Below are 23,313 nucleotides of genomic sequence, written 5' to 3' on the forward strand. Positions count from 1 at the left end.
CGTGATGACGGCTGCTGGGAGGCGCAAGTATGAAGAGCTGGAAGCTGGCGGCGGTTCTCGCCGTGGCGGCGGTCTTGGCCGCATGCGGTCAGAAGGCCGGGACGACCAAGGCGGGCGATGTCGACGGCGACCGCATCGCCGCGGCGGCCGGCAACGGCGAATGGCTCTCCTACGGCCGGACCTATGACGAGCAGCGCCACAGCCCGCTCGACAAGATCAACGCCGGCAATGTCGCCCAGCTCGGCCTGGCCTGGATGTACGAGTTCGACACCGACCGCGGCCAGGAGGCGACGCCGGTCATGGTCGACGGCGTGCTCTACACCACCACCGCCTGGTCCAAGGTCTTCGCCTTCGATGCCAGGACCGGCGCGCCGAAGTGGTCGTTCGACCCCAAGGTCGACGGCAAGAAGGGCTTCGACGCCTGCTGCGACGTGGTCAACCGCGGCGTCGCGGTCTGGAAGGGCAAGGTCTATGTCGGCGCGCTCGACGGCCGGCTGATCGCGCTCGACGCGGCCACCGGCAAGGAGCTGTGGTCGGTGCAGACCACCGACACCGCGCGCCCCTACACGATCACCGGCGCCCCGCGGGTCATCAAGGGCAAGGTGCTGATCGGCAACGGCGGCGGCGAGTACGGCGTGCGCGGCTACCTGTCGGCCTATGACGCCAATGACGGCAAGCTGGTCTGGCGCTTCTACACCACCCCCAACCCGAACGGTCAGCCCGACAACGCCGCCTCCGACAAGGTCATGAAGGAGAAGGGCGCGGCCACCTGGTTCGGCGAGGGCTGGAAGGCCACCGGCGGCGGCGGCACGGTCTGGGACGCCATGGCCTATGACCCGCAGCTCGACATCCTCTATGCCGGGGTCGGCAACGGCACGCCCTGGAACCACGTGAAGCGCTCGGACGGCAAGGGCGACAACCTCTTCCTGTCCTCGATCCTGGCGCTGAAGCCCGACACCGGCGAGTACGTCTGGCACTACCAGACCACGCCGGGCGAGAGCTGGGACTACACCGCCACCCAGCACATCATCCTGGCCGACATGAATGTGGGAGGCACGCCGCGAAAGGTGCTGATGCAAGCGCCCAAGAACGGCTTCTTCTACGTCCTCGACCGCACCAACGGCCAACTGATCTCGGCCAAGCCCTACGTGCCGATCACCTGGGCCAAGGGGGTCGACCCCGCCACCGGCCGCCCGATCGAGAACCCGGGCGTGCGCTATGAGAACGCGCCCTCGCTGCAGGTGCCCGCGCCCTTCGGCGCCCACAACTGGCACCCGATGGCCTTCAACCCCAAGGAAAACCTGGTCTACATCCCGGCCCAGGTGATCCCCTTCGCCTACACGCCGGACCAAGGCTACACCTACCGGGCCGGCGGCTGGAACGTCGGCACCGACTTCCTGGCCAACGCCCTGCCCGACGACAAGGCCCAGATCGCCGCCCTCAAGGCGATGGTGAAGGGCGAGCTGATCGCCTGGGACCCGGTGGCCCAGAAGGCCCGCTTCACGATCGAGCACCCCTATTTCTGGAACGCCGGCGTGCTCTCGACCGGCGGCGGGCTGATCTTCCAGGGCGCGGCCCAGGGCGAGTTCGCCGCCTACAGCGCGGCCGACGGCAAGAAGCTCTGGTCCTACAAGACCGACAACGGCGTCATCGCCGCGCCGATGACCTACGAGCTGGACGGCGAGCAGTACGTCGCCCAGATGGTCGGCTACGGCGGGGCCGGGGCGCTGTCGGCGCCGTTCGTCCTGCCCGACCGTCCGCGGCTGCCGGGCCGGCTGCTGGTCTTCAAGCTGGGCGGCACGGCCACGGCGCCGGCCTATGTCCGGCCCGAGACGTTCGAGATCGACCTGACCGGCGTGACCTCGACCGGCGACGCCAAGCGCGGCTTCGCCCTGTTCCACCAGAACTGCCAGGTCTGCCACGGCCCCAACGCCACCGGGACCTACCTGCCCGACCTGCGCCGCTCGCAGATGCTGCTGTCGGCCGAGAGCTGGAAGTCGGTGCTGATCGACGGGGCGCTGGCCGAACGCGGCATGGCCAGCTTCAGCCGCTTCCTCGACGCCCAGGGCGCGGAGGACCTGCGCGCCTACGTGCTCACCGAGGCGCGGGCCGTGCAGGGAACCGCCGCCGCGCCGCCGGCCGCGCCCCCGGCCAAGGGCGGGCCGCCGCCCAAGAGCTAGGATGCTGGCGGGGCGCATCCCGGGTGCGCCCCGCTAGCGACCGCGCCGCCAAGGGTCTATCTGTGCGCCCATGAACGCTCCCGTGAAACTGGACACCCTGCCCGAGTGGAACCTCGCCGACCTCTATTCGGGGCGCGAGGACCCGCAGATCGAGGTCGACCTGGCCGCCGCCAAGGCCGCCAATGACGAGCTGGTCAAGCTGAAGGGCCGCTTCACCGCCCTGCGCACCGACCCGCAGCGCCTGGGGGAGGTGCTCGACCACGGGATCCAGCTCTACGAGCGCGCCACCAATGGCCTGTGGGGCGTGGGCGCCTATGCCGCGCTGTCGGCCTCGGTGGCGCGCGACGACCCGGCCTGGGCCAAGTTCGAGGCCGACCTGCGGGCGCGCTCCTCGCAGATCGCCGCCGACAGCCTGTTCTTCACCCTGGAGCTCAACCAGCTCGAGGACAGCGAGATCGAGATGGCCTTCAAGGCCCATCCGCCCGCCGCCCGCTGGCGGCCCTGGATGCGCCGGGTGCGGCTCTCGCGCCCGCACGAGCTGACCCCCGACCTGGAGCGGCTGCTGATCGACCGCGGCCCGGCGGTGGCCAACTGGACGCGGCTGTTCGACGAGACCCTGGCCCGCCTGACCGCCAAGGTCGGGCGCGAGACCCTGACCCTGCCCGAGGCGCTGAACCGGCTGTCCGATCCCGACGGCGCGCGCCGCAAGCAGGCCGCCCAGGGCCTGGCCAGGGCGCTGGAGGAGCGCACGCCGATCCTGGCGCTGTCGATGAACACCCTGGCCTTCGAGAAGCAGGTCGAGGACCGCTGGCGCAAGTACCCCGATCCGGCCGCCTCGCGGCACCTGGCCAACGAGGTCGACGCCGACGCCGTGCAGGCGCTGGAGGCGGCGGTGGTCGAGGCCTATCCCTGCGTCAGCCACCGCTACTATGCGCTGAAGGCCAAGGTCATGGGCCGCAAGAGCCTGGACTACTGGGACCGCAACGCTCCGCTCGACACCGCCGCGCCGCGCACCTACGGCTGGGACGAGGCCAAGGGCATGGTGCTGGAGAGCTTCGCCGACCTGGCCCCCAAGTTCGCCGACACCGCCCAGACCTTCTTCACCCATCCCTGGATCGACGCGCGCCCGCGGACCGGCAAGCAGTCGGGCGCCTATTCGCACCCGGTCACCGCCGACCGGCACCCCTATGTGTTCATGAACTATATGGGCGAGCGCCGGGACGTGCTGACCCTGGCCCACGAGCTGGGCCATGCGGTGCACCAGACCCTGTGCGCGCCGCTGGGCACGCTGCTGGCCGACACGCCGCTGACCCTGGCCGAGACCGCCTCGATCTTCGGCGAGGGGCTGGTGTTCGAGCGGCTGCTGGCCGGGGCCTCCAAGCAGGAACGCCTGGGCCTGCTGGCCGGCAAGATCGAGGACGGCCTCAACACCGTCGTCCGCCAGATCGCCTTCCACCGCTTCGAGACCCGGTTCCACGCCATGCGCCAGGAGGGCGAGCTGGCGCCCGAGGACATCAGCGCCCTGTGGCTGGAGGTCATGGCCGAGAGCCTCGGCCCGGCGGTGAAACTGAACTCCGGCTACGAGCACTACTGGGCCTATGTCAGCCATTTCGTGCACGCGCCCTTCTATGTCTACGCCTACGCCTTCGGCGACCTGCTGGTGCGCGGGCTGATGGAGAAGCGCCGCGAGGATCCGGCCGCCTTCGCGCCGCTCTACGAGGACCTGCTCGCGGCCGGCGGAACCCGGACCTATGTCGAGGCGCTAAAGCCATTCGGGCTGAACCCGCGCGAGAAGGCCTTCTGGGCCGCGGGCATGAGCCAACTGGAACGGTTGGTCGACGAGTTCGACGACCTGGTGTGAGGGAGCGGGCCATGGCCGAGGCGATTTCCAACCCTTGGCCGGCCCTCGACTACGCGCAGGACCGCGGGACCTTCGAGACCCTGCACCTGATGAGCCAGGTCGTCGGCAAGGCGCGCACCGCATGCGCGCCCTGGGTCAACCACGGCTGGCAGGTGGCGCTCTACGTCACGCCGCGCGGCTTCACGACCTCGCCCGTGCCCAACGCGCACGGCCTGTTCGACCTGGAGTTCGACTTCGTCGAGCACCTGCTGCGCTGCCGGGCCAGCAACGGCTTCCTCGGCGAGATCCCGCTGGCCGGCCAGACGATCGCCGGCTTCTACGGGGCGGTGGAGGAACTGCTCACGCTGACCGGCGCGCCGGTCCGCATCAACGGCGTTCCCAACGAGATCGCCGACCCGGTCCCGTTCGCGCAGGACACCGCGCCCCGCGCCTATGACCGCGACGCCGCCTGGCGGCTGTGGCAGGCGCTGATCCAGATCGCGCGGGTGTTCCAGGAATTCCGCACCGGCTGGCTGGGCAAGGTCAGCCCCGTGCACCTGTTCTGGGGCAGCTTCGACCTGGCGGTGACCCGGTTCTCGGGACGCACGGCGCCGCGCCATCCCGGCGGGATCCCGCACCTGCCCGACGCCGTGACGCGCGAGGCCTATTCGCACGAGGTCTCCAGCGCCGGGTTCTGGCCGGGCGGCGGCCTGGTCGACTATCCGGCCTTCTACGCCTACGCCTATCCCGAGCCGAAGGGCTTCCGCACCGCCGCGGTGCGGCCGGAGGCGGCGGCCTTCCACGAGGGGCTGGGCGAGTTCGTGCTGCCCTACGAGGCGGTCCGCTCGGCGCCCGACCCGGACGCGGCGCTCGCGGCGTTTCTGCTCTCGACCTACGAGGCGGCGGCCGACGCCGGGAACTGGCCGCGCGCCGAACTGGAGTGCGACTTCGGCGTGCCCGACGTGCCGCGGCGGTGCTAGGCGCGCGCCGCCTTCACCTCGCGCACGAACTCCCCGAAGCCGGCGACATAGCCCGTCAGCGCCTGCTCGATCGCCGGGTCGAGGATCGCGCCCGCCTCGTCGAACACCTTGTGGGCGCGTGAGACCAGCAGCCGGCCGCCGAACCAGGGCCGGGTTCCGAGCGTGCGCAGCACCGGCAGCCAGGCGTCCTGGCTGAGAATGGTCCCGAAGCCGCCGGGCGAGGCGCCGATCAGGGCCACCGGCTTGCCGCCGAACACCCGCGGGATGTCGCCGGACGGCCGGGTCAGCCAGTCGACGGCGTTCTTGAACACCCCGGGGATCGAGTTGTTGTACTCGGGCGTCACCAGGAAGAGGCCGTCGGCGGCGGCGATCTTGTCCTTGAGCTCTGCGACCCTGGCCGGGATCCCCTCGGCCGCCTCGACGTCGCCGTCATAGAGCGGGACGCCGCGGATCGTCTCGACCTCGATCGCCACGCCCTCCGGCGCAAGCCGCGCCGCCGCCCGCAACAGGTGAGCGTTGAACGATCCTGTCCGAAGGCTTCCGGAAAGGCCGACGATGCGGAGCCGAGCGGCGTCGGTCATGGGGTCTCCAATCTTGATGTCATCGCGGATGGAGCGGCGCAGCCGCGGAAGTCCGGGCCCCATGAACACCTGATCTTGCCGTCGGCGGCAAGGCGTCGCCACATCCTTGGGCTCGGCGCGAATGGGTCCCGGACAAGCGCTGCGCGCTTTCCGGGATGACACTCGGGAACGCCGTTACAACAGATCGCCGCCGGCCGCCGAGGCGGTGGTGCCGAACTGCTGGTAGGCCTTGATCACGTTGCGGCCCACGGTCCAGCGGTGCACCTCGTCGGGCCCGTCGACCAGGCGCTGGGAGCGGATGTGGGTGTACCAGGCCGCCAGCGGCGTATCCTGGCTGTAGCCGAGCGCGCCGTGAAGCTGGATCGCGGTGTCGACCACCTTGTGCACCATGTGGGCCAGGAAGACCTTGGCGATGGAGTTCTCCTGGCGCAGGTCCATGCCGTGCTCGGCCTTGTAGGCGATGTGCAGCAGCATCAGGCGGGCCATGTAGAGTTCGCTGGCGCACTCGGCGAGCAAGAACTGGACGCCCTGGCGTTCATGCAGCGGCTTGCCGAAGGTGCTGCGCTGGGTGACGTGGGCGGTGGCCATGTCGAGCGCGCGCTGGGCCATGGCGACGTTGTGCATGCCGTGGCGCAGGCGGCCGTAGGCCAGGCGGTGCTGGCCCATGTTGAAGCCCTGGCCCTCGCCGCCCAGCAGGTTCTCGGCCGGGACCACCAGGTCCTTGATCTCGATCTCGGAGTGGCCGCCGCCCATGATGTGCGACAGCGGCCCCTCGACGGCCATGGTGGCGATGTCGCGCTTGATGACGTAGCCGGGATCGGGCAGCTCGACGATGAAGGTCGAGAACTGCTGGTGGCGCGGGGCGTCGGGGTCGGTGCGGGCCATGACCACGGCCAGGTCGGCGGCGCTGGCGGCCGACGAGAACCACTTCTCGCCGTTGAGCACGTAGTTCTCGTTGCCGTCCTTGACCGCGGTGGTGCGCATGCCGGTGGCGTCGGCGCCGGCGGCCTTCTCGGTCATCGAGTAGCAGACCCGTTTGTCGCCGTTCAGCAGCGGCTTGAGGAATTTCTCCTTCTGGTGCTCGGTGCCGTGCGCCAGCAGGGTCAGCATGGTGGCGTCGTCGGGGCCCTGGCTGTTCATCGACAGCGCGCCCAGGTGGCTGCGGCCCAGCTCCATCTGCACCAGGGCGTTGGCCAGCGGGCCCAGGCCCATGCCGCCGTACTCCTTGGGGATGAAGGGCAGCCACAGGCCCTGGGCGCGGGCCTTGGCGCGCAGCTCGGCCAGGACGGTCTTGAAGGACTCCTTGTCCTTCAGCCGCGCCTCGGCAGGAATGCATTCCTGCTCGACCCACTCGCGGACGCGAGCACGGACGGCCTTCGCGTCCTCCGGAATCTCGAAATCGATCGCCACGGCGCCTATCTCCCTTTTTGTCTCTTGCGTTCCGCAGCGTCGGCGCTTGTCGTGTCGTAAGGCAAGTCCCGCCGTCCGCCTCGACGCGGCCGGCGATCAAACAATTGGGGAGTCCATGCACTATCGAGAGCTGAAGCAGGCCTGGTCTGAGCTGACGGCGCCGGGCGCCCCGTTCGAGATCACCGAGATCCCGGTGCGCGGGAACATGATCCGGATGTTCAAGTATGCGCCGCCGTCGGTGCGCGAACTCTGGCTCTCGACCGCCGCCTATGGCGATCGCGACTACCTGGTCTACGAGGACGACCGGCTGACCTACGCCCAGGCCCACGCCCAGGTGAACGCCATCGCCGCCTGGCTGTTCGCGCAAGGGGTGCAGCCGGGCGACCGCGTCGCCATCGCCATGCGCAACTATCCCGAATGGATGCTGATCTACTGGGCCTGCCTGTCGGTCGGGGTCGCCGCCGTCGGCGTCAACGCCTGGTGGGTCACCGACGAGCTGGAGTACGCGCTCAAGGACTCCGCCCCCAAGGTGGTGTTCGCCGACGCCGAACGGCTGGCCCGCATCCAGGAGCGGCCGGCCATGGCCGAGGGGATCAAGCTGGTCGCCGTGCGCACGCCGGCGCCGGCCGGCGTTACGCCCTATGCCGAGGTGATCGCCGGCGGCGGGGAGATGCCGCAGGTCAGCGTCGACCCGGACGCCGACGCCTGCATCTTCTACACCTCGGGCACCACGGGCTTTCCGAAGGGCGCGCAGCTCACCCATCGCGGCTGCATCGCCAATCTGATGAACATGGGCTTCTCGGCCCAGGTGCAGGGCCTGGCCGTGGCCAAGGCGACCGGGATCGTCCCAAGCCCCGAGGACGCGCCGATCCCGGCGGCGCTGCTGACCACGCCGCTGTTCCACGTCACCGCCAACAACTGCGGCGCCTACGCGGTCACCGCCGGGGGCGGCAAGCTGGTGCTCATGTACCGCTGGGACGCGGGCGAGGCGCTGCGCCTGATCGAGAAGGAGAAGATCACCGCCATGAGCGGCGTGCCGACCATGGCGCGCGAAGTGATCAACCATCCCGACTTCGAAAAGACCGACACCTCCAGCCTGATGACCCTGGGCGGCGGCGGGGCGCAGTTGCCGCCCGACCTGGTGGCCAAGATCGACGGCGCGGTGAAGACCGCGCGGCCGAACACCGGCTATGGCATGACCGAGACCTGCGGGATCATCACCGCGGTCTCGGCCGACTTCTTCGTCGACAAGCCCGAGAGCTGCGGCCCGGCCATGCCCTCGTTCGAGGCCAAGTGCGTGGACGACGACGGCAACGCGGTCCCCACCGGCCAGGTCGGCGAGCTGTGGGTCAAGGGCGCGCCGGTCATCAAGGGCTATATCAACCGGCCCGACGCCACCGCCGAGGCGATCACCGACGGCTGGCTGCACACCGGCGACGTGGCGCGGATCGACGAGGACGGCTTCATCTTCATCGTCGACCGCAAGAAGGACATGGTCCTGCGCGGCGGCGAGAATGTCTATTGCGCCGAGGTCGAGGCCGGCATCTTCCGCCATCCGGCCGTGGCCGAGGCGACGGTGTTCGGGGTGCCGGACGAGCGGCTGGGCGAGGAGGTCGGGGCCGCGGTGCTGCTGCGGCCCGGCGCGATGGTCTCGCCCGAGGAACTGCGCGAGCACCTGGCCGGCCTGATGGCCAAGCACAAGATCCCGCGCTACCTGTGGTTCATGAACGACCCGCTGCCGCGCAACGCCAGCGGGAAGTTCCTCAAGCGCCAACTGCGTGAGACGCTGAGCCCCGAGAAGGCGCTTTAGAGCGGGCTTCTACGCCCGCACGAAGGTCGCGATGACGGCGTCGGCGTGGGCCTCGACCTCTTGCGGGGTCATGGGGTCGACGCCGTAGGCCAGGCGCAGTTCGCCGGCCAGGGTGAAGGGCGCCTGGGAGGCCGCGGCCATCATGTAGATCAGCCGCCGCGGCTCCATGCGCGGCAGGTGGCCGGCGGCCATCAGGGCCTCGATGTTGCGCCGGCCGGCGCGGTGCTGCGGGACCACGATATGCTCGGCGATCCAGGCGGTGCGGTCGGTGTCGGTCATGGTCTCGTGGACCATGATCCGGGCGTGCTCGGGATGGCGCGCGCAGTAGCGGACATAGTCGCGCAGCGCCTGCTTGAACCGCTCCAGCAGCGGCTGGCCGTAGGTGGCCCGCCAGAGCACGCGGCGCTCGGCGTTCATCTGGTCGACCAGGTTGCGCAGGGCCGCGCGCCAGAGGGTCGCCTTGTCGGTGAAGTGATAGCGCACCAGGCTGTGCTCGACCCCGGCGGCGGCGGCGATGTCGCGCAGGGCGACGCCCTCGAAACCGCGTTCGGAAAAGAGGGTCAGGGCGGCGGCGAGGATGGCGGCGCGGGTCGCCTCGACGGAGCGGGCGTCCTTGGCCGGGCGGCCTCTGGGACGGGGAGCGACCTCGGTCATGACCCTAATATTGCCCAAGTGGGTAAAAATAGATAGCGTCCGCGCAACACGCCCGGAGGAACCCCTGCGATGACCGCCCAGCCCTGGATGGACAAGAGCCTTTCGCCCGATGCGCGGGCCGCGCTGCTGGTCGAACAGCTCACCCTCGACGAGATGATCAGCCTGGTCCACGGGCCGATGCCGGCCCTGCTGGAGACCCCGCCGCAGGACGCGGCGATGGGGGCGGGATACATCCCGGGCGTGGCGCGGCTGGGGATTCCGGCGCTCAACGAGACCGACGCCAGCCTCGGCGTCGCCAACCCGCGCAAGATCCGACCGGGCGACGGGGCCACGGCGCTGCCCTCGGGCCTGGCCCTGGCCTCGACCTGGGACGCGGAGCTGGCCTATGCGGCCGGGGCGATGGTCGGGTCGGAGGCGCGCGACAAGGGCTTCAACGTGCTGCTGGGCGGCGGCGCCAACCTGACCCGCGAGCCGCGCTGCGGGCGCAATTTCGAATATCTGGGCGAGGACCCGCTGCTGGCCGGGGTGCTGGCCGGCGAGGCGATCAGGGGCGCGCAGTCGAACCAGATCGTCTGTACGCTCAAGCACTTCGCCCTGAACGACCAGGAGACCTGCCGCCACGTGGTCGACGCGCAGATCGACGAGGGGGCCTTGCGGGAAAGCGACCTGCTGGCCTTCCAGATCGCCATCGAGCGCGGCGACCCCGGATCGGTGATGTGCGCCTACAACCGGGTCAACGGCGAGTGGGCCGGGGAAAACGACTTCCTGCTCAACCAGGTGCTCAAGCGCGACTGGGGTTATCGGGGCTGGGTGATGAGCGACTGGGGCGCCGTCCATTCGACCGCCAAGGCGGCGCTGGCGGGCATGGATCAGGAGAGCGGAGAGCAGCTCGATCGGCAGGTTTTCTTCGGCGCCCTCCTGAAAGATGCCGTTGAGCAGGGCGAGGTCCCGTTCGAGCGGCTCGCCGACATGGTCCACCGGATCCTGCGAAGCCTTATCGACAAAGGGGTTTTCGATCATCCGGCGGAGCGGCGCGAGACCGACTACGAGGCCAACGCCGAGGTGGCCCAGAAGGCCGCCGAGGCCGCTATCGTCATGCTGAAGAATGCCGATGGAATCCTGCCGATAGAGTCCACAAACCGGCGGATCGCGGTGATCGGCGCCCACGCCGACGTCGGCGTGCTGTCGGGCGGCGGCTCCTCGCAGGTGATCCCGGTCGGCGGGGCGGGCCTGGAGATCGCGGTGACCATGGGCCTGTCCTCGGCCTTCTCGCAGATCACCTATCACCCCTCCGCGCCGCTGGCGGCGATCAGGGAGCGGGCGCGGAACGTCCAGGTGACCTGGGACCACGGCACGGACCTTGCCGCCGCGGCGGCGGCCGCGAAGGACGCCGACCTCGCCATCGTCTTCGCCGACCAGTGGTGCACCGAGGCCGAGGACCTGCCGACCCTGTCGCTGCCCAACGACCAGGACGCCCTGATCGCCGCGGTCGCCGCCGCCAACCCCAGGACGGTGGTGGTGCTGGAGACCGGAACCCCGGTGACCATGCCCTGGCTGGACGACGTGGCCGCGGTGCTGCAGGCCTGGTATCCGGGCGCGCGCGGCGGCGAGGCCATCGCCCGCGTGCTGTTCGGCGAGGTGAACCCCTCGGGGCGGCTGCCGATCAGCTTCCCCCGCGACGTGGCCGACCTGGTGCGCCCCGAGATCCCCGGCATGATCTTCGGCCCGCCGGTCGAGGGGAAGACCCTGCCGACCTCGTTCCCGGACGTGCAGCAGCACAAGGGCCGCTTCTCGGTCCCGCACCCGGAGGGCGCGGACGCCGGCTACCGATGGTTCGCCAAGACCGGCAGGCCGACCCTGTTCCCGTTCGGCTTCGGGCTCTCGTACACGAGGTTCGCGCACGGGCCGCTGAGCGTGAAGGGCGGCGAGACGCTGGAGGTCAGTTTCGACGTCAGCAACACCGGCGAGGCGGCCGGGATCGACACGCCCCAGGTCTACGCCTTCGTCACCGGCGCGGACGGCCAGGAGAGCCAGCGGCTGATCGGCTGGGCGCGGGTGGCGCTGGCGCCGGGCGAGACCAAGCGGGTCACGCTGACGGCCGACCCGCGGCTGCTGGCCAACTACGACGCCGCCCTGCCGGGCTGGCGCGTGGCGGCCGGCGAGGTCGCGGCGGCGGCAGGGGCGTCTGCGGAAGCGCTGGGGCCGCGGGCGAGCGCGGTGCTGGGCGCGCGGACGCTGGAGCCCTGAGATCCTCCCCTCTTGGGGGAGGTGGATCGGCGCGAAGCGACGAGACGGAGGGGGACCGCTCTCAAGTCTGCAGAGTCAAAGTCCCCCTCAGTCAGCCATGCGGCTGACAGCTCCCCAGAGGGGGAGCAATTGGGGCCGTCTCAACGGCGCTCGCTGTCGAGCATAGCCATCTGCTCGGGGTTGTAGCGCTCGCCGGCGGCGGCGCCCTTGGGCACGATCTGGTCGAGTTCGGCGAGGTCGGCCGCGGTCAGGGTCAGGCCGGCCGCGCCCAGGGCTTCGGCCAGGCGGTCGGGGCGGCGGGCGCCGACCAGCGGGACGATGTCCTCGCCCTGGGCCGCGACCCAGGCGATGGCCACCTGGGCCGGCGTGGCGTTCCGCGCGGCGGCGAAGGCGCGCAGCTTTTCGACGAGGCCGAGATTGTGTTGCAGCGCCTGGCCCTGGAAGCGCGGGCTGTGGGCGCGGAAATCGGCAGCGCCGGCGCCGGTCGACCAGTAGCCGCTGATCAGGCCGCGCGAGAGCACGCCATAGGCGGTGACGCCGATTCCCAGCTCGCGGCAGGTCTGCAGCACCCCGTCCTCGATCCCGCGCGAGATCAGCGAATACTCGATCTGCAGGTCGCTGATCGGATGCACGGCGGCGGCGCGGCGCAGGGTTTCGGAGCCGACCTCGGAGAGGCCGATGTGCCGGACGTAGCCGGCCTGCACCAGCTCGGCGATGGCGCCGATGGTGTCCTCGATGGGAACCTTGGGGTCGAGCCGGGCCGGGCGATAGATGTCGACATAGTCGGTCCCCAGCCGCTTGAGGCTGTAGGCCAGGGCGCTCTTCACCGCCACGGGGCGGGCGTCGTAGCCGAGCCAGGCGCCGTCGGGGCCGCGCTGGGCGCCGAACTTGACGCTGACGATCGCCTGGTCGCGGGGCGCCTGGCGCAGGGCTTCGCCGACCAGCATCTCGTTGTGGCCCATGCCGTAGAAATCGCCGGTGTCGAGCAGGGTGATCCCGGCCTCGCGGGCGTCGGCCAGGGTGGCGAGGGCCAGGTCGCGGTCGGCGGGGCCGTAGAGGTCGGACATGCCCATGCAGCCGAGGCCGAGGGCGGAGGTGGTCGGGCCGGTGCGGCCGAGCTGGCGGGTGATCATGCGAGGGCTCCTTGGGTTGACGCCAATCTAGGCCCGCGCCATTCCTGCGATAATCCGCTCATCACCTGACGGGCCGTTCGGAATTTCGCACAATGCGCCATGTGAACCTGGCCGACCTGGACGCCTTCGCGGCGGTGGCCCGCGAGCGGAGCTTCCGGCGCGCGGCGCGGCTGCGCGGGGTGTCGGCCTCGACGCTCAGCCAGGCGGTTCGCGACCTGGAGGCGGCGCTGGGCGCGCGGCTGCTGAACCGCACCACCCGCAGCGTGTCGCCGACCCAGGCCGGGCTGCGGCTGCTGGAGCGCCTGGCGCCGGCCCTGGGCGAGATCAGTTCGGCGGTGGAGAGCGTGCACGAGAGCGCCGGGACGGCGGCGGGGCTGCTGCGCATCAACGCCCCCGAGCCGGCGGTCGAGCTGGTGCTGGCGCCGCTGGTCGCGCGCTTCCTCGAGCAGCATCCGCGGGTGCGGCTGGAGATCGTCGGCGAGTCGAGCCGGATCGACATCGTGGCCGAGGGCTTCGACGCCGGGGTCCGCTGGGAGGAGCACCTGGACCAGGACATGATCGCCGTGCCGTTCGGCGGCCTGCAGCGCTACGTCCTGGTCGCCGCGCCGCAGGTGGTGGCCGCGCACGGCCGGCCGCAGACGCCGCACGACCTGGCCGGCCTGCCCGCCATCCGCCAGCGCTTCGCCAGCGGCGTGATGTTCGCCTGGGAGTTCGAGAAGGACGGCCAGGTCGTGCGCGTGGACCCGCCGCCGCGGCTGGTCTCGACCAGCGTGGCGCTGCAACGGCGGGCGGCGCTGGACGGGGTCGGGTTCTGGACCGCGTTCGAAGGCTATGTCCGCGAGGACGTCGAGCAGGGGCGGCTGGTCAGCCTGCTGGAGGACTGGCTGCCGAGCTTCCCCGGCCCCTCGCTCTACTATCCCAGCCGCCGCCACGTCCCGCCGCCGCTGCGGGCGTTCATCGACTTCATCCAGGCCGAGCGGGGGCGGGCGTAGATCCTCCTCTGCTCGGGCGCATATGGCGCCGTGGCCTTGAACAACCTCCGGCGATCGTCATCCCCGGCCGCGCAGGCGTGCCGGGGATCCAACGTGGCTGGGATTGCCGGCAGACCTCGGCGTCTATGGATGCCTGGCGGCCCGGCCATGACGAACCGGCGGGGGAAATTCATATGCGATCGCCCTGCCTCCGGGGGAGGTGGCGTGCGAAGCGCGACTGCTCTCGCAGCAGAAGAGTCAAAGTCCCCCTTAGTCAGCTTCGCTGACAGCTGCCCCAGAGGGGGAGCATCTATCTCCCGCTGTCATCCCGGTTTGCGCAGCAAGACCGGGACCCATGAACACCGGATGGCGCGGCGGGCGGCTCGGCGCGTCCCGGACGGCTTTCGGACGACGCCTATTGTTTCGGATAGGCGACCGGGTAGGGGCCCGAGAGGTCCTTGTAGCGGTCGCGCAGTTCGATCTGGCGGGAGGTCAGGGGCTGGGCCTGGCCGCGGATGAAGATGGCGGTGGGCTGGCTGAGCGGTTCGAAGGGGTCGCCGGTCCAGATCACCACGTCGGCGTCCTTGCCCGGCTCCAGCGAGCCGACCTGGTCGGCGACGCCGAAGATGCGGGCGGTGTTGATGGTCACCGCCGCCAGGGCGGCCGAATAGGGCATGCCGTAGGCGACGGCGTTGCCGGCGTTGTAGCGCAGCTCGCGGACGCGGTGGGCGCCGCCCGTGCCTTCCAGCGACACGGTCACGCCGGCGGCGTGGAGCCGGGCGGCGTTCTCCAGCGACGCGCCGAGGGTCTGGAAGGTCTCGGGGCGGTCGGACAGCGGGTCCATGATCACCGGGACGCCGGCGGCGGCGATCTCCGGGGCGACCATCCAGCCCTCCTCGGCGCCGGAGAGGATCACCTTGACCTTTTCCTCGCGGGCGAACTTCAGGACGCTGCGGATGTCGGAGGCCTTGTGGACCGCGGCGATGATCGGCATGCGGCCCTCGACCACCGGGATCAGGGCCTCCAGGTCGGCCTTGGAGAGGGCGAGGTCGCGGACCCCGGCGCGGTCGTAGGCGGCCTTGTTGCGCATGTAGTCGCGCACGTCGCGGAAGGCGGTCTTCAGGGCGACGATCTCGGCCCCGCGGGCGCCGCCGGCGACATTGGCCCCGCCGTCGCCGAACGGCACGACCATGCCGACCTTGGGCTTGACCAGGATGTCGGCGGCTTCGCCCAGGTGGATGACGGCGGCCTGGCCGGCGAACAGGGCCGCGGACCTCGTGCCGCCGCCGCCCCCCGCGGTCATCAGCTCCTCGCCGTCGTCGGCGTGGAAGTCGGCGCCGCGCCCGCCGCCGGCCGAGATCGGCGTGACGACGGCGCGGGTGATGCCGGCCATGCGCGCCACCGGGATCAGGGTCGAGGCCGGGTTGAGGCCGTACTGCACGTCGAAGGCCGCGCCGATGTCGGGATTGTTGACCACCAGGTCGTCGCCCAGGGAGCGGACCTCGACCGCGCCCAGCAGCGCGTTGGGGGCGATCAGGCCGGGCGTGACCACCCCGCCCCGGGCGTCGATGATCCGCGCCCCGGCCGGCGCGGCGGCGCCGGCGGCCACCGAAGCGATCTTGCCGTCCCGCAGCACGAGCGTGCCGTTGGCGATCTCGCCGGCCGGGCCGGCGGTGAGGATGCGGGCGTTGGTGATGGCCACGGTCTCGGCGGCGGCCGGGGCGGCGAGGGCGGCGGCCAGCGCCGCCAGGCTGACGACAAGGCTGCGCATCAGCGGCCCGCTCCCTGACCAAGTTCGAAGTCCGATTTCGGCTGATAGCGCCGGTCGTGGCGGTCGTAGGCGACGGCGCCGTCCAGATAGACGCGCTCGGCCTTGGCGTAGATCGAGAAGGGGTTCTTGTCCCACAGCACCACGTCGGCGCGCTTGCCGACCTCGAGGCTGCCGGTCTCCTTGTCGAGGCCGATCGCCTTGGCGGGGTTGAGGGTGATCCACTTCATCGCCTCGCCCTCGGTGATCTCGTAGCCGGCGGCGCGGCCGGCGGCGAGCGCCTCGGCGGCCTCCTGGTTGAGGCGCTGGATCACGTCGGGGTCGTCGGACTTGATGATCGCGCAGCCGCCGGCCGCGTGGATCATCGGGGCGTTGGCCTCGACCGCGTCCCAGGCCTCGAGCTTGGAGCCCCACCAGTTGGCCCAGGTGGCCACGCAGATGTCCTCCTTGGCCAGGATGTCGGCGATCTTGTAGGCCTCCAGCGCGTGGTGGAAGGCGGTGATCCTGTAGCCGAACTCGCGGGCGATCCCGATCATCTGGACCATCTCGTCGGCGCGGTAGCAGTGGTTCTCGACCAGGATCTCGCCGTTCAGCACGCCGACCAGGGTCTCGAGCTGCAGGTCGCGCTTGGGCGGGTCGGCCTTGTCGCCGCGGTCGACCTTGGCGCGGTAGTCGTCCCACCTGCGGCCGTAGTCGGCGGCGTTGATCCAGGCGGTGCGGTAGCCGGCGACATTGCCCATGCGGGTGGAGGGCGCCCGGTTGCGGTTGCCGTAGACGCGCTTGGGGTTCTCGCCGCAGGCCATCTTCAGGCCGTAGGGCGCGCCCGGGAACTTCATGTCCTGGACGGTGCGGGCCGGGATGTTGCGCAGGGTGACCGAGCGGCCGCCGATCAGGTTGCCCGAGCCGGGCAGCACCAGCAGGGTGGTGACGCCGCCGGCGCGGGCGAGGTTGAAGCCGGGGTCCTGGGGCCAGACCGAATGCTCGGCCCACACGCCGGCGGTGTTGGGGTCGGTCAGCTCGTTGCCGTCGGAATGGGCCGGCGCGGAGGGCGAGGGATAGACCCCCAGGTGCGAGTGGGCGTCGATCAGGCCGGGGGTGACGTACTTTCCATGGGCGTCGACGAGGTCGTAGCTGGCCGGCGGGACGATGGCGGCGCCGACCGCCTCGATCCTGCCGTCGCGGATCAGCACCACGCCGCGCTCGATGCGCTCGCCGGTCCCGGTGAAGATGGTCGCGTCGACCAGGGCGGTCGGGCGGCTGGGCAGGGGTTGGTAGGTGGAGGCGTAGGCGGCGTCGTTGCGGCCGGAGTCGAGCCCCTTGGGCAGGGACTTGGTCCTCCCGCTCTGGATTGGCGCGCTCTGGATCGGGGCGCTCTGGACCGGCGTGTTCTGGACCGCCGTGCCGGGGGGCGGCGCCGTCGTGGCGCAACCGCCGAGGGCCGCGGCCGCGAACGCCGCGACCGCCGTCGTCAGGACTCTCATCAAATCTATCCCCTGCGTACCGGCGTGGACGATAGGACGGAACCGGCGCGGCGGGGAAGGCTGGGCGGGCATATTTGCGCGCCGGACGGAGGTGCGCGGGCGCCACGGGCGAGAGTGAATCCGCGTCGAAAGACGATGCTGCATTGCTAATGCATTTGACATGCAGTCGCAACTAGAGCCATGACCGCCCTCCAGAAGTGCGGGTTGACGGGGATCGCTCATGGCGTTGCGTATGGTGTTGTCGCTGGGGGTCTGTGCGGCCGCCCTGAGCCTGGGGCACGCGGCGCTGGCCGAGGAGGCGGCGAAGGCCGAGGCGCCGAACACCGTCGCCGGCGTGGTGGTCACCGGCAGCACCGAGAGCACCCAGCTCCAGGTGGTCGAGAGCGGCGCCCTGGGCGCCAAGTCGCTGCTGGACACGCCCTATTCGATCACGGTGATCACCGCCGACGACATCGAGAAGCGCCAGGCGACCTCGATCGGCCAGGTCTTCATCAACGATCCGGCGGTCTATTCGTCCGCGCCGGCCGCGACCGTGAACTGGTGGGGCACGCAGATCCGCGGCCTGGGGGTGCGCAACTACTACGTCGATAACGTGCCGCTGCTGCTCTACTGGGGCGGCGACTTCCCGCTGGAAGGCGTGGAGAGCGTGCAGGCCCTGAAGGGACTGACCGGCTTCATGTACGGCTTCGGCGCGCCGGGCGGGGTGATCGCCTACAAGTCCAAGCGGCCGACCGACACGCCGCTGCTGAGCACCGAGCTCGGCTATCGCAACGACTCGGTGCTGCGCGCCCATGTGGACGCCGGCGGCCGCATCGGCCCCGAGGGCCGCCTCGGCTATCGCGCCAACCTCGCGGCCGAAGGCGGCGAAGCCTACAATGGCGCGGGCGTGGAGCGGCTGGCGGGCTCGCTGGCGCTCGACTACGAGATCACCCCGGACCTGCAATGGCGGGCGAGCGCGACGTCCGAGACCAGCAACCTCAAGCACGAGCCGCTGCAGTTCTACTGGTCGGACTACGCCGGCGCGCGGCCGCCGCGCGTCACCTACGACTACGACAACCTGGAGATCGACAATTCGGACTACCGGGCCGACACCCTGGCCCTGTCGACGGGCCTGAACTGGGCGTTCGCGGAAGGCTGGAACGCGGACCTGACCTATGGCTACACGCGCAAGAAGCACCGCTCGAACAAGATGTTCGCCTACCTGCTGAACGAGGCCGGCGACTACGAAGGCTATGCGTACAATTTCGCCGAGACCGACGAGAACAACTTCGTCCAACTGATGGTCGAGGGCGGGTTCGTGACCGGGTCGGTGCGCCATGCGGTGGTGGCCGGCGCGTCGTACCAGAACAGCCTCGCCGACTTCGGCGGGCCGACCTCGTACTGGAGCAACGACTTCAACGGCAACATCTACCAGCGCCAGCCTTTCCGGGTGACGCGCCAGATCGACTACAGCACCGATGGCTCGCCCTATGAGGAGCGCCAGACCGCGTGGTTCCTCAGCGACACCCTTTACCTGGGCGAGCAGTGGCAGGCGATCGTGGGCGTGCGCCAGACGCGCTACGAGCTGGTCGACCTGGACGGCGACCCGGCGACGGACTCCGGCTACGAGACCACCGCGACGACGCCGACCGTGGCGCTGATCTACAAGCCCGCACCCTACGCCGCGTTCTACGGCAGCTACGCCGAATCGTTGGAGGGCGGCTCGCGGGTCGCCGAGCGCTACGCCAACGCCGGGGAGATGTTCGGCGCGACGGTCAGCAAGCAGTACGAGGTCGGCGCCAAGTACGAACATGAGCTGCTGAGCTTGACGGCGGCGGCGTTCCGAATCGAGCGCGCGGCGACGATCGAGGAGGAGGTCGGCGGCCTGCTCTACCTGCGCCAGGACGGGCTGACGCGCTACGACGGGCTGGAGTTCTCCGGCGCCTATCAGCTCACCGCCGACCTGCGCCTCGGCGCCGGCGTCTTGCTGCTGGACCCCAAGATCAAGGACGTCTCGGCCGGCCAGGAGGATCTGGAGGGCAACGTGCCCGACGGCGCTACGCGCCGCCAGTACGTGCTGAACGCCGACTATCGCGTGCCGGCGGTGGAGGGGCTGAGCCTGCACGGCACGGTCCGCTATTTCGGCGACATGCCGACCAGCGACGCCAACGTGCTGTTCCTGCCCGAGCGGACGATCGTCAATGTCGGCTTCCGGTACGACACCGAGATCAGCGGCCAGCGGGTGAGCTTCACCGGCAACGTCAACAACCTGCTGAACGAGAAGTACTGGGACCTGACCAATGTCGGCGAGGGCGTCAACGGCGCGCTGGCGATCAAGGTCTACTGGTAGGAGAGCGGCCCGGCCTCGCCCCGCGAGGCCGGGCGCCGGCGGATCAGCAGTCGCCGAGGCGTTCGGCGGTGATCTTCATGGTGGTTTCCTTCATGGCCGGGGTCGGGGCCGGGTCCATGACGGTCTTGGCCTCCATGGTGTAGCGGCTGGTGAAGTCGCCGGAGATGCGGCTGTCGGTGATCACCTTCATGCCGCCCTGGATGGTGCAGACGCTGTGGCCGACGATGTCGGCGCCCTCGCGGCGATAGGACTGCTCGGCGCAGGTGACGCCGGCGCTGTGGCGGGCGGCCTCCATGTCCTTGAAGCTGGTCCGGGCGACGCAGCTTTCGATCACGACCGGCTTGGGCGCGGCCGACAGCACGGTGGTCATCTTCCACTTGCCGGGCGCCGGTCCCTCGAGGTCGGCGCCGGCGATGGCCGGGCCGGCGGGGGCGGCGGCCTCGGGCCGGGCCGGCTCGATCCTGGCGGCGTCTTCCTTCTTGGAGCAGGCGGCGGCCAGGACGGCGACCAGGGCCAGGCTGATTGCGATACGCATGAGTTCCTCCACGGTTTGGTCCGACCCACCCCCCGGGGCGTATCGGCGATGGCTGAACGCACGAAGCGCGGCCATGGCGCCAAGGAATCGGCGCTTGCCATTTTTCAAACGCCCGTTCATCTGCAACGACCATGTCCGACGATCTGACCGAAGTGCAGGCCGCCGTCGTTCCCGACGGCTTTGTCATCAACCTCTGGCAGCGCGGCTTCGGCCGCACGGTCGGGCCGTTCTATTCCAAGCGCGACCTGGCCACGAACGAGGAGGTCATGGCCTTCCGGGTCGAGGAGCACCACGCCAACGGCATGGGCAACTGCCACGGCGGCATGCTGATGAGCTTCGCCGACATGGCCTGGGGGCGGGTGATCTCCAACCAGCGCGAGATCGGCTGGGTGACGGTGCGGCTGACCACCGACTTCCTGTCGGGCGCGCACATGGGCGAGTGGGTCGAGGGCTCCAGCCAGATCATCGCCGAGCAGGACGACGTGTTCACGGTCCGGGGCCGGATCTGGTGCGGCGATCGCGTCCTGATGACCGGCACGGGAGTCTACAAGGGTATCCGCTCGATCCAGCGCAAGCCGGGCGAGCGGGAAGGCAAGAAGGACGCTTAAAGGCCATGGCGATGGATCCCGCGATCAAGGAAGGCGCGCCGGTCGGCTATTACGACGACGACCGCCCGGTCCCGAGCGAGCCCGGCAGCCTGCCGCCCGAGGTCCAGGCGCCGCTGCTGCCGTTCCGCGGCCGCGAGCCGGACGCGCCGGCCTGGTTCCTCGACGCCATCGCCAAGGAGCCGGAGCGCAGCTTCGTGACCTCCAAGGGCAGCAGGCTGGAACTGCTGACCTGGGGCGAGGTCGGCAAGCCGGGCCTGCTGCTGGTGCACGGCAACTCGGCCCACGCCGACTGGTGGAGCTTCATCGCGCCCTATCTGGCCGAGCACTACCGGGTCGCCTCGATGTCGCTGGCCGGCATGGGCGCCTCGGACTGGCGCGAGACCTACGCCTTCCAGGACTTCGCCGAGGACGCCGAGGCCTGCGCCCAGGCGGCCGGGCTCTATGCGGCCGGCAAGCCGATCTATATCGGCCACTCGTTCGGCGGCTCGCAGGTGTTCTTCGCCGCCGCGGCCCATCCCGAGCGGATGAAGGCGGCGATCATGGTCGACGTCGGCTTCGGCGGCCCCCCGCCCGACAGTCCCGAAGGCAAGCGCATGCTGGAGGAGCAGGCCAAGCGGGTGGCCAACATCCCCACCGCCGACCGCGCCCAGAAGGTCTATCCGACCATCGAGGCGGCGCTGGCCCGCTTCCGCTTCATGCCGCCGCAGGTGGCCGGCAACCTGTTCGTCGCCGACTTCATCGCCCGCCGCTCGCTGAAGCGCGCGCCGATGGAGGACGGCTCGGGCGAGGGCTGGACCTGGCGGTTCGACCCGAACATGTGGAACAAGCTCGACCGCACGGCGATGAACGCCATGATGGTCGGCGGCAAGCCGAAGGTCGAGGTGCCGCTGGCGCACATCTACGGCGACCGCTCGGTGATCATCACCCGCCGGACGGAAGGCCAGACCACGCCGCTGCCCGACGACATCCTGGAGATAGCCATCCCCGACTCGGCCCACCACGTCATGGTCGACCAGCCGCTGGCCCTGGTCGCCGCGCTGCGCTCGCTGCTGGCGGTGTGGCCGCAGTAAGGCGTCCGGGAGCCCTTGAGGCCGGCCTGCGGTTCGTGTAGGTCCGGCGGCAACTGAATTTTCGAAGAGAGAGACGCCTCCGCCATGGCTTCCGAATACCACCGCGGCGACATGGACATCCACGAGCAGACCTCGACCTACCATCTGTTCGTGATGCTGGCGAAGTGGGGCTCCCTGGCTCTGGCCGCGCTGCTGATCTTCCTGGTGCTGGCCTTCTGCACCCAGACCAGCTTCTTCGGCAGCCTGGCCGTCGGCGTGATCGTCGCCGTGGCCGGCTATTTCGTGCTGCGCGAACACGGCGGCGAAGACGCCCACTAGGGGCGAGCGACCCTTCTGACAGATCGGAAAGGCGGGCGCCGGCGACGGCGTCCGCCTTTTTGCGTTCTGGGTTCCGGTATCCTCCCGACCCGGACGAGGGGCGCGGGCGAGCCGCGGGAATCCCTGAACGCCAAAGGGGTTCGTCATCAAACATTTGTTTGAAAGCGGCCCCGTGGTCGCTGGACAACGGCTCGCGGCGGCCTCTATGGTCGCCCTCAGCCACAGAACGAGTAGGGGGGTAAGGGGCGCATGACGACGATCGCCGTCACCAAGGAACGCCGCGCGGGGGAGACGCGCGTGGCCGCGACCCCCGAGACCGTGAAGAAACTGATCGGCGCCGGCTTTACGGTGACCGTGGAAGCGGGGGCGGGGACCGCCGCCAGCTATCCCGACGCCGACTACGCGGCCGCCGGCGCGACCCTGGCCAAGACCGCCCAGGACGCCATCGGCACGGCCGACATCCTGTTCAAGGTGCGCGCGCCCGTCGACGAGGAGATCGCGGCCCTGAAGCCCGGCGCGATCGTCGCCGCGACGCTGAACCCCTATGTCGAGAAGGACGCGCTGCAGGCGCTGGCCGCCAAGGGCGCCACGGCCTTCGCCATGGAGTTCGTGCCGCGGATCACCCGCGCCCAGGTGATGGACGTGCTGTCCTCCCAGGCCAACCTGGCCGGCTATCGCGCCGTGATCGAGGGCGCCGAGGCCTATGGCCGGGCGATGCCGATGATGATGACCGCGGCCGGCACCGTCGCCGCGGCCAAGGTGTTCGTCATGGGGGTCGGCGTCGCCGGCCTGCAGGCCATCGCCACCGCGCGCCGGCTCGGCGCCGTGGTCACCGCCACCGACGTGCGGCCGGCGACCAAGGAGCAGGTCGAGAGCCTGGGCGCCAAGTTCCTGGCCGTCGAGGACGAGGAGTTCAAGAACGCCCAGACCGCCGGCGGCTACGCCAAGGAGATGAGCCCGGAGTACCAGGCCAAGCAGGCCGAGCTGGTCTCCAGCCACATCGCCAAGCAGGACATCGTCATCACCACCGCCCTGATCCCGGGCCGCCCGGCGCCCAAGCTGGTCAGCGCCGAGCAGGTCGCCTCGATGCGGGCCGGCTCGGTGCTGGTCGACCTGGCCATCGAGCAGGGCGGCAACGTCGTCGGCGCCAGGCTGGGCGAGACTGTGGTCACCGCCAACGGGGCCAAGATTCTGGGCGCGCCGAACCTGCCGGGCCGCATCGCCACCGACGCCAGCGCGCTCTACGCCCGCAACCTGTTCGCCTTCGCCGGCCTGTTCCTCGACAAGGAGGGCAAGTTCGCCCCCGACTACGAGGACGAGATCCTGAAGGCCGCGCTCGTCACCCAGGGCGGCGCGGTCGTGCACCCGTCCCTGACCGCCTGATCGCAAGGAGCAACC

General features: G+C 70.3%; 18 protein-coding genes. 11 read left to right on the forward strand and 7 right to left on the reverse strand.

Annotated elements, in window-relative coordinates; translation table 11 throughout:
- Positions 1-29: 29 nt before the first annotated feature.
- The 3 genes from RTL41_RS12855 to RTL41_RS12865 all read left to right on the forward strand — a co-directional run bounded on the left by RTL41_RS12855 (position 30) and on the right by RTL41_RS12865 (position 5,000).
- Complete coding sequence (locus tag RTL41_RS12855) at positions 30-2,180, forward strand: PQQ-dependent dehydrogenase, methanol/ethanol family (protein ID WP_312164993.1); 2,151 nt, start codon at positions 30-32, stop codon at positions 2,178-2,180.
- Between the two features lie 70 nt (positions 2,181-2,250).
- Positions 2,251-4,041 (forward strand): M3 family oligoendopeptidase, encoded by a 1,791-nt coding sequence (locus RTL41_RS12860; protein ID WP_312164996.1) that lies wholly within the window; start codon positions 2,251-2,253, stop codon positions 4,039-4,041.
- 11 nt (positions 4,042-4,052) lie between these two features.
- Positions 4,053-5,000 carry a DUF5996 family protein gene (locus RTL41_RS12865; RefSeq protein WP_312164999.1) on the forward strand — a complete coding sequence of 316 codons (948 nt, stop codon included), beginning with the start codon at positions 4,053-4,055 and terminating at the stop codon, positions 4,998-5,000.
- Here the strand turns inward: RTL41_RS12865 and RTL41_RS12870 are convergent.
- Together RTL41_RS12870 and RTL41_RS12875 are read right to left on the reverse strand one after the other, a co-directional pair.
- Positions 4,997-5,581, reverse strand: coding sequence for an NADPH-dependent FMN reductase (locus RTL41_RS12870; protein ID WP_312165001.1), 585 nt, complete (start codon positions 5,579-5,581; stop codon positions 4,997-4,999). The genes RTL41_RS12865 and RTL41_RS12870 overlap by 4 nt on opposite strands.
- 174 nt (positions 5,582-5,755) lie before the next feature.
- Positions 5,756-6,991 (reverse strand): acyl-CoA dehydrogenase family protein, encoded by a 1,236-nt coding sequence (locus tag RTL41_RS12875; protein WP_312165003.1) that lies wholly within the window; start codon positions 6,989-6,991, stop codon positions 5,756-5,758.
- A 115-nt stretch (positions 6,992-7,106) separates the two neighbouring features.
- Here RTL41_RS12875 and RTL41_RS12880 point away from each other — a divergent pair, with 115 nt between their 5' ends.
- Positions 7,107-8,801: a class I adenylate-forming enzyme family protein gene (locus RTL41_RS12880; protein WP_312165005.1), complete on the forward strand. Its 1,695-nt coding sequence runs from the start codon at positions 7,107-7,109 to the stop codon at positions 8,799-8,801.
- 9 nt (positions 8,802-8,810) lie between these two features.
- Here RTL41_RS12880 and RTL41_RS12885 read toward each other — a convergent pair whose 3' ends face one another.
- Positions 8,811-9,455, reverse strand: coding sequence for a TetR family transcriptional regulator (locus RTL41_RS12885; protein WP_312165007.1), 645 nt, complete (start codon positions 9,453-9,455; stop codon positions 8,811-8,813).
- 69 nt (positions 9,456-9,524) lie between these two features.
- Between RTL41_RS12885 and RTL41_RS12890 the strand changes: the two genes are divergently transcribed.
- Positions 9,525-11,702 (forward strand): beta-glucosidase, encoded by a 2,178-nt coding sequence (locus RTL41_RS12890; RefSeq protein WP_312165008.1) that lies wholly within the window; start codon positions 9,525-9,527, stop codon positions 11,700-11,702.
- A gap of 140 nt (positions 11,703-11,842) precedes the next feature.
- Here RTL41_RS12890 and RTL41_RS12895 read toward each other — a convergent pair whose 3' ends face one another.
- Positions 11,843-12,835 carry an aldo/keto reductase gene (locus RTL41_RS12895; protein ID WP_312165011.1) on the reverse strand — a complete coding sequence of 331 codons (993 nt, stop codon included), beginning with the start codon at positions 12,833-12,835 and terminating at the stop codon, positions 11,843-11,845.
- Between the two features lie 92 nt (positions 12,836-12,927).
- Here RTL41_RS12895 and RTL41_RS12900 point away from each other — a divergent pair, with 92 nt between their 5' ends.
- Positions 12,928-13,827 (forward strand): LysR family transcriptional regulator, encoded by a 900-nt coding sequence (locus tag RTL41_RS12900; protein ID WP_312165012.1) that lies wholly within the window; start codon positions 12,928-12,930, stop codon positions 13,825-13,827.
- Between the two features lie 394 nt (positions 13,828-14,221).
- Here RTL41_RS12900 and RTL41_RS12905 read toward each other — a convergent pair whose 3' ends face one another.
- Together RTL41_RS12905 and RTL41_RS12910 are read right to left on the reverse strand one after the other, a co-directional pair.
- A complete protein-coding gene (locus RTL41_RS12905; RefSeq protein WP_409418336.1) occupies positions 14,222-15,577 on the reverse strand; it encodes an amidohydrolase family protein in 1,356 nt (451 codons plus the stop codon).
- A complete protein-coding gene (locus RTL41_RS12910) occupies positions 15,577-17,055 on the reverse strand; it encodes an amidohydrolase (RefSeq protein WP_312165014.1) in 1,479 nt (492 codons plus the stop codon). The genes RTL41_RS12905 and RTL41_RS12910 overlap by 1 nt, the downstream gene beginning before the upstream one ends.
- Before the next feature lie 220 nt (positions 17,056-17,275).
- Between RTL41_RS12910 and RTL41_RS12915 the strand changes: the two genes are divergently transcribed.
- Positions 17,276-19,384, forward strand: coding sequence for a TonB-dependent siderophore receptor (locus RTL41_RS12915; RefSeq protein WP_312165016.1), 2,109 nt, complete (start codon positions 17,276-17,278; stop codon positions 19,382-19,384).
- Between the two features lie 43 nt (positions 19,385-19,427).
- Here the strand turns inward: RTL41_RS12915 and RTL41_RS12920 are convergent, their stop codons facing one another.
- Positions 19,428-19,919 (reverse strand): DUF3617 family protein, encoded by a 492-nt coding sequence (locus RTL41_RS12920; protein WP_312165018.1) that lies wholly within the window; start codon positions 19,917-19,919, stop codon positions 19,428-19,430.
- Positions 19,920-20,050: 131 nt separating this feature from the next.
- Between RTL41_RS12920 and RTL41_RS12925 the strand changes: the two genes are divergently transcribed.
- The 4 genes from RTL41_RS12925 to RTL41_RS12940 all read left to right on the forward strand — a co-directional run bounded on the left by RTL41_RS12925 (position 20,051) and on the right by RTL41_RS12940 (position 23,298).
- Positions 20,051-20,527: a PaaI family thioesterase gene (locus RTL41_RS12925; protein WP_312165020.1), complete on the forward strand. Its 477-nt coding sequence runs from the start codon at positions 20,051-20,053 to the stop codon at positions 20,525-20,527.
- Between the two features lie 5 nt (positions 20,528-20,532).
- The gene (locus RTL41_RS12930) at positions 20,533-21,597 is read left to right on the forward strand and encodes an alpha/beta hydrolase (protein WP_312165022.1); all 1,065 of its coding nucleotides are present in this window, start codon (positions 20,533-20,535) and stop codon (positions 21,595-21,597) included.
- An 84-nt stretch (positions 21,598-21,681) separates the two neighbouring features.
- On the forward strand, positions 21,682-21,915 hold the full coding sequence (locus tag RTL41_RS12935; protein ID WP_312165024.1) for an aa3-type cytochrome c oxidase subunit IV: 234 nt from the start codon (positions 21,682-21,684) through the stop codon (positions 21,913-21,915).
- A 249-nt stretch (positions 21,916-22,164) separates the two neighbouring features.
- The gene (locus tag RTL41_RS12940) at positions 22,165-23,298 is read left to right on the forward strand and encodes a Re/Si-specific NAD(P)(+) transhydrogenase subunit alpha (protein WP_312165026.1); all 1,134 of its coding nucleotides are present in this window, start codon (positions 22,165-22,167) and stop codon (positions 23,296-23,298) included.
- The last annotated feature ends 15 nt before the right edge of the window (positions 23,299-23,313 follow it).

The organism is Phenylobacterium sp., assembly GCF_031984885.1.
In the GTDB taxonomy this organism is placed as follows: Bacteria; Pseudomonadota; Alphaproteobacteria; order Caulobacterales; family Caulobacteraceae; genus Phenylobacterium.

What these genes read in the sequence shown, in the direction of transcription:
- RTL41_RS12855 (WP_312164993.1), top strand. Translation starts at nt 30, where the DNA reads ATGAAGAGCTGGAAGCTGGCGGCGGTTCTCGCCGTGGCGGCGGTCTTG.
- RTL41_RS12860 (WP_312164996.1), top strand. Translation starts at nt 2,251, where the DNA reads ATGAACGCTCCCGTGAAACTGGACACCCTGCCCGAGTGGAACCTCGCC.
- RTL41_RS12865 (WP_312164999.1), top strand. Translation starts at nt 4,053, where the DNA reads ATGGCCGAGGCGATTTCCAACCCTTGGCCGGCCCTCGACTACGCGCAG.
- RTL41_RS12870 (WP_312165001.1), bottom strand. Translation starts at nt 5,581, where the DNA reads ATGACCGACGCCGCTCGGCTCCGCATCGTCGGCCTTTCCGGAAGCCTT.
- RTL41_RS12880 (WP_312165005.1), top strand. Translation starts at nt 7,107, where the DNA reads ATGCACTATCGAGAGCTGAAGCAGGCCTGGTCTGAGCTGACGGCGCCG.
- RTL41_RS12885 (WP_312165007.1), bottom strand. Translation starts at nt 9,455, where the DNA reads ATGACCGAGGTCGCTCCCCGTCCCAGAGGCCGCCCGGCCAAGGACGCC.
- RTL41_RS12890 (WP_312165008.1), top strand. Translation starts at nt 9,525, where the DNA reads ATGACCGCCCAGCCCTGGATGGACAAGAGCCTTTCGCCCGATGCGCGG.
- RTL41_RS12895 (WP_312165011.1), bottom strand. Translation starts at nt 12,835, where the DNA reads ATGATCACCCGCCAGCTCGGCCGCACCGGCCCGACCACCTCCGCCCTC.
- RTL41_RS12900 (WP_312165012.1), top strand. Translation starts at nt 12,928, where the DNA reads ATGCGCCATGTGAACCTGGCCGACCTGGACGCCTTCGCGGCGGTGGCC.
- RTL41_RS12905 (WP_409418336.1), bottom strand. Translation starts at nt 15,577, where the DNA reads ATGCGCAGCCTTGTCGTCAGCCTGGCGGCGCTGGCCGCCGCCCTCGCC.
- RTL41_RS12910 (WP_312165014.1), bottom strand. Translation starts at nt 17,055, where the DNA reads ATGAGAGTCCTGACGACGGCGGTCGCGGCGTTCGCGGCCGCGGCCCTC.
- RTL41_RS12915 (WP_312165016.1), top strand. Translation starts at nt 17,276, where the DNA reads ATGGCGTTGCGTATGGTGTTGTCGCTGGGGGTCTGTGCGGCCGCCCTG.
- RTL41_RS12920 (WP_312165018.1), bottom strand. Translation starts at nt 19,919, where the DNA reads ATGCGTATCGCAATCAGCCTGGCCCTGGTCGCCGTCCTGGCCGCCGCC.
- RTL41_RS12925 (WP_312165020.1), top strand. Translation starts at nt 20,051, where the DNA reads ATGTCCGACGATCTGACCGAAGTGCAGGCCGCCGTCGTTCCCGACGGC.
- RTL41_RS12930 (WP_312165022.1), top strand. Translation starts at nt 20,533, where the DNA reads ATGGCGATGGATCCCGCGATCAAGGAAGGCGCGCCGGTCGGCTATTAC.
- RTL41_RS12935 (WP_312165024.1), top strand. Translation starts at nt 21,682, where the DNA reads ATGGCTTCCGAATACCACCGCGGCGACATGGACATCCACGAGCAGACC.
- RTL41_RS12940 (WP_312165026.1), top strand. Translation starts at nt 22,165, where the DNA reads ATGACGACGATCGCCGTCACCAAGGAACGCCGCGCGGGGGAGACGCGC.